This window comes from Betaproteobacteria bacterium (assembly GCA_016791345.1).
Classification (GTDB): Bacteria; Pseudomonadota; Gammaproteobacteria; order Burkholderiales; family JAEUMW01; genus JAEUMW01.
Genome location: JAEUMW010000319.1, coordinates 1 through 9,268, shown reverse-complemented (window position 1 = coordinate 9,268; position 9,268 = coordinate 1). Strand labels below are relative to the sequence as shown.

At 67.6% G+C, this 9,268-nt stretch carries 9 protein-coding genes; 3 read left to right on the top strand and 6 right to left on the bottom strand.

Annotated elements, in window-relative coordinates:
* From JNK68_12655 to JNK68_12635, 5 genes are all read right to left on the bottom strand, one after another.
* The coding region (locus JNK68_12655) for a sensor histidine kinase (protein ID MBL8541206.1) at positions 1–291 on the bottom strand (291 nt) is incomplete at its 3' end.
* Between the two features lie 11 nt (positions 292–302).
* Entirely contained in the window at positions 303–1,013 is a 711-nt protein-coding gene (locus tag JNK68_12650; protein ID MBL8541205.1) for a response regulator transcription factor, read from the bottom strand.
* Between the two features lie 396 nt (positions 1,014–1,409).
* Positions 1,410–1,808 carry a hypothetical protein gene (locus tag JNK68_12645; protein MBL8541204.1) on the bottom strand — a complete coding sequence of 133 codons (399 nt, stop codon included), beginning with the start codon at positions 1,806–1,808 and terminating at the stop codon, positions 1,410–1,412.
* A gap of 95 nt (positions 1,809–1,903) precedes the next feature.
* The gene (locus JNK68_12640; protein MBL8541203.1) at positions 1,904–3,355 is read right to left on the bottom strand and encodes a GntP family permease; all 1,452 of its coding nucleotides are present in this window, start codon (positions 3,353–3,355) and stop codon (positions 1,904–1,906) included.
* Between the two features lie 105 nt (positions 3,356–3,460).
* Positions 3,461–3,685 carry a DUF1049 domain-containing protein gene (locus tag JNK68_12635; GenBank protein ID MBL8541202.1) on the bottom strand — a complete coding sequence of 75 codons (225 nt, stop codon included), beginning with the start codon at positions 3,683–3,685 and terminating at the stop codon, positions 3,461–3,463.
* A gap of 210 nt (positions 3,686–3,895) precedes the next feature.
* Here JNK68_12635 and gltS point away from each other — a divergent pair, with 210 nt between their 5' ends.
* The 3 genes from gltS to JNK68_12620 are packed head-to-tail and all read left to right on the top strand — an operon-like array spanning position 3,896 to position 8,248.
* Positions 3,896–5,107, top strand: coding sequence for a sodium/glutamate symporter (gltS, locus tag JNK68_12630; GenBank protein MBL8541201.1), 1,212 nt, complete (start codon positions 3,896–3,898; stop codon positions 5,105–5,107).
* The gene (locus JNK68_12625; GenBank protein ID MBL8541200.1) at positions 5,092–6,633 is read left to right on the top strand and encodes a TAXI family TRAP transporter solute-binding subunit; all 1,542 of its coding nucleotides are present in this window, start codon (positions 5,092–5,094) and stop codon (positions 6,631–6,633) included. Before gltS ends, JNK68_12625 begins: the two co-directional genes overlap by 16 nt.
* Positions 6,587–8,248 carry an alpha/beta hydrolase gene (locus tag JNK68_12620; protein MBL8541199.1) on the top strand — a complete coding sequence of 554 codons (1,662 nt, stop codon included), beginning with the start codon at positions 6,587–6,589 and terminating at the stop codon, positions 8,246–8,248. Before JNK68_12625 ends, JNK68_12620 begins: the two co-directional genes overlap by 47 nt.
* A 3-nt stretch (positions 8,249–8,251) precedes the next feature.
* Here JNK68_12620 and JNK68_12615 read toward each other — a convergent pair.
* The coding region (locus JNK68_12615) for a hypothetical protein (GenBank protein ID MBL8541198.1) at positions 8,252–9,268 on the bottom strand (1,017 nt) is incomplete at its 5' end.

Sequence of the window (9,268 nt, the reverse complement as noted above, 5' to 3'; positions counted from 1 at the left end):
CGCGGCGGAGAACGCGAGGATCGCACCGGACATGTCGACGACGTAGACTTCGATGCCGGGATTCAAGTGCATGAGCGACTCGATCCGCCGCTTGAGCGCCACCGGATCGCTCACGGCGTCGCGGATCTCGGACGCCACTTCAGTCGCCACGTCGCGATTGAGCTCCTGGCTCACCGCATCGCGGTACTCGGCCAGCGAGTAGCGCATGATGACGAAGAAGAGCACGCCCAGCACTGCGAAGAGCAGCGCGAGCGACACTGCAAGCTTCGCGTAGAGCGAGTTGAGCCGCATCGCGCGCGGTTTCAGGGTCCGGGATTCTCGTTGAACTTGTAGCCGACGCTCCAGACCGTGAGGATGTAGCGCGGCTTCGCCGGGTCGGCCTCGATCTTCGTGCGCAGGCGGTTGATGTGGGAATTGACCGTGTGCTCGTAGCCGCTGTGGCTGTAGCCCCAGACCGCGTCCAGCAGTTGCCCGCGACTGTACACACGCCCGGGATTGCGCGCGAAATGCGCGAGCAGGTCGAACTCCTTCGCGGTCAGCTCGACCGGCCGCCCGGCGAGCGTGACGACGCGCTTCTCGGGGTCGATCTCGAGGTCGGCGGCACGGATCGTCTTCGGCGCCTCACCCACAGCGAGCGGCGCCAGCGCATCGCAACGCCGGAAGATGGCCTTCACGCGCGCCAGCAGTTCGAGCACGCTGAAAGGCTTGGTGAGATAGTCGTCGGCGCCGAGTTCCAGTCCGAGCACGCGGTCGAGCTCCGACGACTTCGAGGTGAGCATGAGGATCGGCGTGTAGCGCGAGCCGGCCCGCACCCGCTTGCACACTTCCAGGCCGTCCAGACCAGGCAGCATGAGATCGAGGATGATGAGGTCGTACTGACCGGACTGCGCTTCGGCGAGACCCGCGATGCCGTCGAACGCGAGCCGCACGTCGCAGTTGAGATCGCCCAGATGCAGCTTCACCAGCTCGGCGATGTCCTGCTGATCCTCGATCACGAGCACATTGCGTTGCATGCTGCCTCCCCGTGCGCTCCCGCAGGCATCCAGCATAGCGGGTCACCCCGCACTCGGCCACGCGGGCGCGCGCTCACCGCGGGCCGCGGCGCCTCCACCAGAGCCAGACGGGCAGTAGCAGGAGTGATCCGGGCAACAAGAGCAGCACCAGCCAGAGTGCGCCGTCGGCGACTCGGCGCCGCTGCCGCAGCCCGTCGAACAGAGCGGCGCGTCCAGCCACACGTTGCAGAAGCAGATCCACGTTCCGTCGTTCCTCGCTGCCAGGCCCCGATCGTGGAACCCGATGTGCACGAGTCTCGTCCGGGCGGGTCACCACCCGCTCACGGAAGTGTCAAGAATCTATCACGCCGCGGGGAGGCTTCACGGGGACGCCCTCGCGAAGCACGGCGGGGTTTTTCAGGCAGCCGCCGGCAGCGCCTGTCGAACGACCGTCGCGGCTTCCTCACGAGTGTAGAAGCGTCCGCAGCGAAGGAAACCGGAGACGAGGGTTGGCTTTACCGCGCTGACATGGCCCAACGCGCTGCGGGCGAGGACGACGTCGTCCGGTAGACCGTCGTAAAGGTGGATGGGCGCCGGTCGACCATCGCGAAAGCACGAGGCGTAGATCTCGCCGGTGGCATCGTCGCGGAAGGCGGGACGGAAACCGAGGTCGGCGTTCTCCTCGCTGCGACCGCCACTGCCGCGATGCGCGTGCGATTCGGCGCAGAGGTCAGCGCAGCTGAAGCCACGCGGTCGCGCACCGCCGCGGACGCGACGCCGGGTGTGGGAATTGTGTTCGGGCTGTGCCGCTTTCATGGCTGCCTCCCTTGCCTTTACGAGGCTCGGTTCAGCAAGCCGCATGCCCAACACTGTGCCGGCCAAAGCTTCCGGGTGCAGTCCGACCCGGGCGCCTAGAACGAACCGAAGACGGAGCCCAGCACGATCACGGCGACGAGCGCGATGAGAGGGCCGACGATGCCGGCCATGACGATGTCGGAATAGCTTTCCTTGTGCGTCGATCCGCACACGGCGAGCATGGTGATGACGGCGCCGTTGTGCGGCAACGTGTCGAGCGTGCCTGCACTCATCACCGCGACCCGATGCAGTGCCGCCGGATCGAGCCCCACCTCCGCGGCGAGTTGCAGATAAGTTGCGCCGAGGGCGTCGAGTGCGATGCTCATGCCGCCCGACGCGGAGCCGGTGAGCGAAGACAGTATGGTGGTCGCCACGGCGAGCGACACCAGCGGACCACCCTCGATCGACAACACCCAGTCGCGCACGAGCGCGAAGGCAGGCATCGCCGCGACCACCGCGCCGAAACCAACCAGGCTCGCCACGCTCAGGACAGGCAATCCGGAACCATTGACACCGGCGTCGAACGTGTCGCGCAATGCGGGGAGTCGCTTGCGGTTGAGCACGACCAGGATGACGATCGCAGACGTGAGACCGACGATGACCGACCACACGCCGCTCACTGCCGACAGCGGCGTCTCGCCCCAGCGCGCCTCGGCGAGAAAGCTCGTGTCGAGTCGCGGCAGCACGAACATCGACATCAGGAGGTTCACGAGCACGACCACGATGAGCGGCAGTATGGCCACAAGTGCGCCAGGCTCTTCGACGCTCGCGTGACCGTGGCGGGCTTCTGCCGGATCGAACGTGCTTGCGGTGGTCGCGCGCTCGCGCACGAGCAGATCCTCGGTCGCATCCTCCGCCGGCTTGCGCGGGCCTTTGAAGCCTTCGCCGGTGCGGCGCGCAGCCGCCTCGCCCCGACCGATCCACCACAGACCGAAACCGAGCATGATGGCCGCGCCGATGATGCCGAGTCCCGGCGCCGCGAAGGGCGTCGTGCCGAAAAATGGCATCGGAATGGCGTTCTGGATCGCCGGCGTGCCGGGCAGTGCCGACATCGTGAAGGTTGCGGTGCCGAGCATGATGGCGACGGGAACCAACCGGTTCGGGATGTCCGCCGCGCGGAACAGCGCCTGCGCCATCGGCGCCAGCACGAAAACGGCGACGAAGAGGCTCACGCCACCATAGGTCACGAGCGCGCCGGCCAGCACCACCGCGAGCACCGCGCGTTGCGGCCCGAGCTTGCCGGTCATGAAGTGTGCGATCGCCTTGACCGACCCGCTGTCGTCCATCAGCTTGCCGAACAGCGCGCCGAGCAGGAACAGCGGGAAGAATTGCGCGATGAAACCGGCGGCAGCCCGCATGAACGTCTGCGTCCAGTGCGCGAGCAGCGGTTCGCCCGCGGCCAGTGCAGCAATCAGGGCGGCACCGGGTGCCAGGATGAGGACGCTCCAGCCGCGGAACGACAGCCAGATCAGGACGCCGAGTGCGACGAGGATACCGATGAGCCCGATCATGCGATGCCTCCGGCGGCGGTGGTCAAGCGGTCGACCGATCCCGCGGCACGAACGCGCTGGCGGGACTGAGCGGATCGCTGGGGTGTCGGCGGCACGCGCGGTTCACCGGTAGCGCCGCCCCGCGCGCGTGACGAGGCTGCGCAGCAGCGCCAGAAGCGAACTTCCCGTGAGCATGCCGAGAACATAGACGATGAGGAGCAGCATCGAGACGGGGAGGGTGAAGCTCGCACCAAGCAGCGAGACGTTCACCGTCTCCAGATTCTGGAACTTGAAAAGCGCGACGATCGCGGTGACGACGACGATGAGCGCGATGTAGACGAATCGCATGGTTCTCTCTTCGGAACGCGAAGGCAGGAGGCGCCACGCGCAAACGCCGCGTATTTAACCACGCCGTGCACGCAAGGTCGAGCCACGGCCGCGGCGGATTTTGGCTATCATGCGGGAAACAGAACAACGCGGACGGGTCGATGCGGAAACACGTAGAAAAAAGGAATGGCATCGTCGCGATGCCGTCGGGCGTCGCCCGGTTCATGGCACATGCAGTTCAGCATTGACATCTTCACCACGCTCGCGCTCGCCTCGGCGGCGCTCGTGCTCGGCCGCGCACTCACGCAGCGCGTTGCGTTTCTTGCGAAGTACAGCATTCCCGACGCCGTCGTCGGCGGCATGCTCTTCGCGGTGATCATCACCGTGGCGCGCGGCGTCGGCGACGTGAAGGTGGAGTTCGATCCGGCTCTCCTGAGTCCACTCAATGTCATGTTCTTCACGACGGTAGGGCTGTCGGCCGATGCCCGCTCGCTCGCGAAGGGCGGAAGACTCCTGCTGGTGTTATTCGTGATCGTGGTGGGCGGGCTCTTCATGCAGAACGCGATCGGCGTCGGCCTGGCGAAAGGGTTCGACCTGCATCCCGCGAACGGCCTGCTGGCAGGTTCGATCACGCTCTCGGGAGGACACGGCACCGCCGCTGCCTGGGGCCAGAAGTTCATCGAGGAGCGCAACCTGCAGGGCGCGATCGAACTCGGCATCGCCGCCGCCACCTACGGTCTGGTCGCAGGAGGATTGCTCGGCGGACCGTTCGCCGCGTGGCTCATGCGCCGTTATGGCGTGCATGGTCCGGGCGAAAGCCCCCCCGCAGCCGCTGCCGTCGCGGTCCCCGAGGTGCCACAGGTCGCGCCGCTCACCGCCTTCGAGCTGATCGAGACGCTGCTCTTCGTGTTCGTGTCGATGGCTGTCGGCTTCGCCCTCTACCGCTGGCTCGGCCAGGGCGCGTTCACGCTCCCCACCTTCATCTGGGCCCTGCTGGTCGGCGTCGTGCTGCGCAACCTGCTCTCGCTGACGGGCCTCTATCGCGTCAACGATCAGGCGCTGGAACTGATCGGGACGCTCGCGCTCTCGCTCTTCCTGGCGATGATCATCATGACGCTCAAGCTCTGGGAACTCGTCGATCTCGCCGGGCCGATGCTGGTGATCCTGCTCACGCAGACCGCCGCGCTCCTCGCGTACGCGACGTTCGTCACCTTCCGTTTCATGGGGCGCAATTACGATGCGGTGCTGCTCGCCACCGGACACCTGGGCTTCGGCATGGGTTCGACTGCCACGGCGATGGTGAACGTGCAGGCCGTGGCCGACCGCCACGGTCATTCCCCGCTCGCGTTCCTGCTGATCCCGATCATGGGCGCATTCCTGATCGACATTGCGAACGCGCTGACCATTCAGGGCTTCCTGTCGCTGCCATGGTTCGGCTGGTGACGCGTATCGCGCGTGCGTGGGCGCTGCTGGCAGTCGCGGCAGCGCTGCTGCTCGCCGCCGGATGCAACCGCGGACCCGACGCCGTCGACGTGCGCGAGGCGCTGCAGGCGCAGCTCGACGCCGCACTGGGTGGACACGTGCTGACGGTGAAGTCGCTCGTGCCGGCCGGCAGCGCGACACTGAGCGGACCCGACGGTCGCCTCAAGTATTTCAATGCCGAGCTCGAGTTCGTCCGCGACTACGATTTCACGAACTGGAACGCGCACAGTGTCTCCTCTCTTGCGGCACTTCTGGGGGCGGGACCGAAGGGCGTGCTCGGGTTGAAGGAAGGCGGCAACCGTGCCGGCGACACTCTCGGTGTCTACGGCAGCGCCGCCTTCCAGAAGCAGGGCGATCGGTGGACGCTGGTAGCACTGGCGCCGCCGCCTGCGGCGGCTGCGGCAGAGGTTCCCGCGGCAGCCCTCGTCTCTTCCGTGCGGCAGCAGCCCCACGAGATGCCGCCGCCTTCACCGGCGCAAACAGAGTACGCGAAGCTCGGCAAACTCCTGATGCTCCCGCGCGCGCCCGGCCTTGCGGACAGCGATCGCGAAGCCATCCTGGTCGAGGAGTTTCAGCGCACCAATCACGCCGCGCGCCTGCGTCTGCAACAGAAGGCGGACGAGATCGTCGTCGCCGGCGGTCCGCCCGGCGGCGCCTACCAGGAAACGCTGGCGGCGCTTGAAGCCCGGGCCGCTGCGGCCGGCATCGCACTCGCCTCGGAGCCGAGCGCGGGCAGCGTCGGCAACATCCGCCTGCTCACCGACAACCGCGCGCAGTTTGCACTGGTGCAAAACGACATCGCTGCGGCCGCCTATTCCGGCACCGGCCGTTTCGCGGGCGCTCCGCAACGCGATCTGCGTGCGGTGGCGAGCCTCTTTCCCGAGACGATCCAGCTCGTCACCAGGGCAAAGTCCGGCATATCGAGCGTGAGCGACCTCAAGGGCCGGCGCGTCGGCCTCGGGCCGGTCGGCTCCGGCACGCGCGCCAACGCGCTGGCGATACTGGCGGCGAACGGTGTGACCGAGGAAATGCTCGCGACCACCCTTGCCGATCCGCTCACCGAGACGACCCGTGCACTCGCCGAGGACCGCATCGACGCGTTCTTCGTCACCGTGCACGCACCGGCACAGGCGGTGCAGCGTCTGGCCGCCGCGACCCCGCTCGCCTGGGTGCCGATCGGGCCGTCGAGCGAACTCGTCGCCGGCGGTCTGGTGCCGATCACGATGCCGTCGGAGACCTACCCGGGACAGACGACGCCGATCCCGACACTGGCCGCCACCGCGCTGCTCATCACGCGCGAAGACGTACCGCCCGAGCAGGTCGAGCGCATGCTGCAGCTCTTGTTCGACGGCAAGCACGCGGTCGAAAGTGCCGCCGTGTCGCGCATCCAGACGCGCACGGCCCGCGCCGGCGTGAACCTGCCCTGGTCGCCGGTTGCCGATGCCTGGCTTGCCGCACGCGCTGCCACCCCGGTGTCGACCCGATGAGCACCACCACCGCTTTACTCCCCCAGGCAAGCGCGTGAAAACGGCGGTAAAGCGCACCCTCAAGTGGCTCCTGATCGCGATCGTCCTCGCCCTCGCGGGCTTTCTCGCGATGCGCTCGTACCGCGCCTTGAGTGGCCCGTCGCTGCAGCCGTGGCACACCTTCGTGCCGACCGAGCTGCGCGCAGCCGAGCTCGACCAGGCCGACTGGGCGCGCTATCTCGCGCAGGAGGATGTAATCTTCGACAGCGTGCGCAGGGAAGTCAGCCAGAAGCTGCCGCCCGACGCGCGCGCGCCGATCAACCGCTACTTCGAGCAGAGCCCGGTCTATCCCGCGCGCTTTGCGCAGAACTGGAACCGCTCTTACGTGCTGGAACCGGATGGCGCTCCGGTCGGCACCGCCGTCCTGCTGCACGGGCTCACCGACTCGCCGTACAGCCTGCGGCACATCGCCAGGCTCTACCGCGACCACGGCTACCTCGTGTTCGGCGTGCGCATGCCGGGCCACGGCACCGTGCCGGCGGGATTGACCGACGTGCGCTGGGAAGACTGGATGGCGGCCACGCGGCTCGCCGTGCGCGAGGCCCGCCGTCGCGTCCCGGCGCCGGCGCCGCTGCATCTCGTCGGCTTCTCGAACGGCGGCGCGCTGGCGATGAAGTACGCGCTCGATGCGATCGAGGATCCGAAGCTGCCGCAAGCCAGCCGCATCGTGCTCTTCACGCCGATGATCGGGATCACGCGCTTTGCCCGCTTTGCCGGACTCGCCGGCCTGCCGGCGATCCTGCCGCCGTTCGCCAATGCCGCCTGGCTCAGCGTGGTGCCGGAATTCAACCCGTTCAAGTACAACTCGTTTCCCGTCAACGGTGCCCGCCAGTCGTTCCGACTGACCGACGCGCTGCAGGCGCAGATCCAGCGCATGGCGCGCGCGAGCCTGCTCAACCGCTTGCCGCCGGTGCTGACGTTCCAGTCGGTCATCGACTTCACCGTCAGCACGCCGGCGATCCTCACGGCGCTCTACGAGAACCTCCCCGACAACGGCAGCGAGATCGTGCTCTTCGATGTCAACCGGACGGTGAAATTCGGCCCGCTGCTGCGGCCTTCGTCGTACGTCGCCCTGGAGCGGCTGACGCCGACCACGCCGCAGACCTATCGCTTCACGGCGATCGCGAACGCGAACGACGACAGCGAATCGACGGTGGAACGCAGCATCGCGCCCGGACAGCTGGAAGCCGTCGCGCGTCCGCTCACGCTGCCTTATCCGCAGGACATATTCTCGCTGTCGCACCTGTCGATCCCGATCCCGATGGACGATCCGCTCTACGGCATGCGTCCGGATCCGAAAACGCGCGACGAATTCGGCTTCAGCCTCGGCGCGTTGGAGGCACGCGGCGAGCGCGGCGCGCTCGTCGTGGATCAGGATTTCCTGACGCGGCTGCCGTCCAATCCGTTCTTCCCGTACGTCCTGGAGCGGGTGGCCGAAGGCATCGACCACCCCTCCGGCCCGACCGGACGCAACCTCGCGGTGACATCGCCGCAGGTGCGCCCGGTACGCCTCGAAGCCCTGCTCTCGACTTTCCTGCCGGACGACGGGGATGCGCAGCCGTTCGCCGGACCCTGAGCCTTACTGTCGCATGGGGTCGGTGCACACATCCGCGCCGTCACGCGGCAGCGGACCGCGGGTGAGCCGTTCCCACGGCACCAGGATCGGCGAGGCCAGCATGCGGAGCGTCGCCGGGATGATCTCGCGACGGTCGATGCCGATGCTGTAGTCGGTGAGCGTGCCGGTGACGCGCAGCGGGTATTGCAGGCGGAACAGTGCCAGGCCCTTGGCGCGCGGGCGGAAGACGAGATCGATGTCATCCGTCCGGAGATTCGCGTGACCGGTGCCACGCACGCGCACGCGGGTGGTGTCGATCAGCATCTTGTCGTCGGTCACCACGCCGTCGCGCAGATCGAACCTGCCGACCATGCAGTTCACGTGCGCCTCGCCGCCGGGATCGATCATCGGCAGGACCGCCAGCAGCAGGTTGACCGACCACAGGTTGAAGATGCGCCCACCGAGTTCCTCCGGCCAGATGACGAAATCCACCTTGCCGTCCGCATGCTGCATGATCCTGTCGAGCGACTGACCACGGCTGGCGAGGTCGATCTGGGCGCTGATCAGCCCACGCACGTCCTCGCCGCGCCGCAGACGACGCGCGATGATGCCGTAGTCGAAACGGTCGACGTAGGCACCGACCTTGAAGTCGACCTCGGACGGTTTCGGATCGTAGGCAAGCGCCAGCGTCAGGGTGCCGCCGGGCAGGTTCACCCGCGCGGGGCCCAGGTACAGATGTCCGTCGTCCACCTGGATGCGGAGGTGACCGTCGACGAGCCGGTCGGTGCCGGACAGCACTTCCTTCACCTGCGCGTCGATGGCGACATTGAACCGCTGGAGAAACTGCGCGTTCAGCAGGCGCTCGGTGCGCCGTGCCACGCCGCGGGCCGTGGCGCGAAGGCCGGCCGCCGTCAGGGTGGGCTCCGGATCGTCGGCGAGACGTTCCGGCAGCGGGAAGTCGTCGAGCTGGATGACGGGCGCGGTCACGTCCAGGGCGAGCCGCGGGCGCGGACCGGTGAGACCGATCTTCCCCGCGCCCTT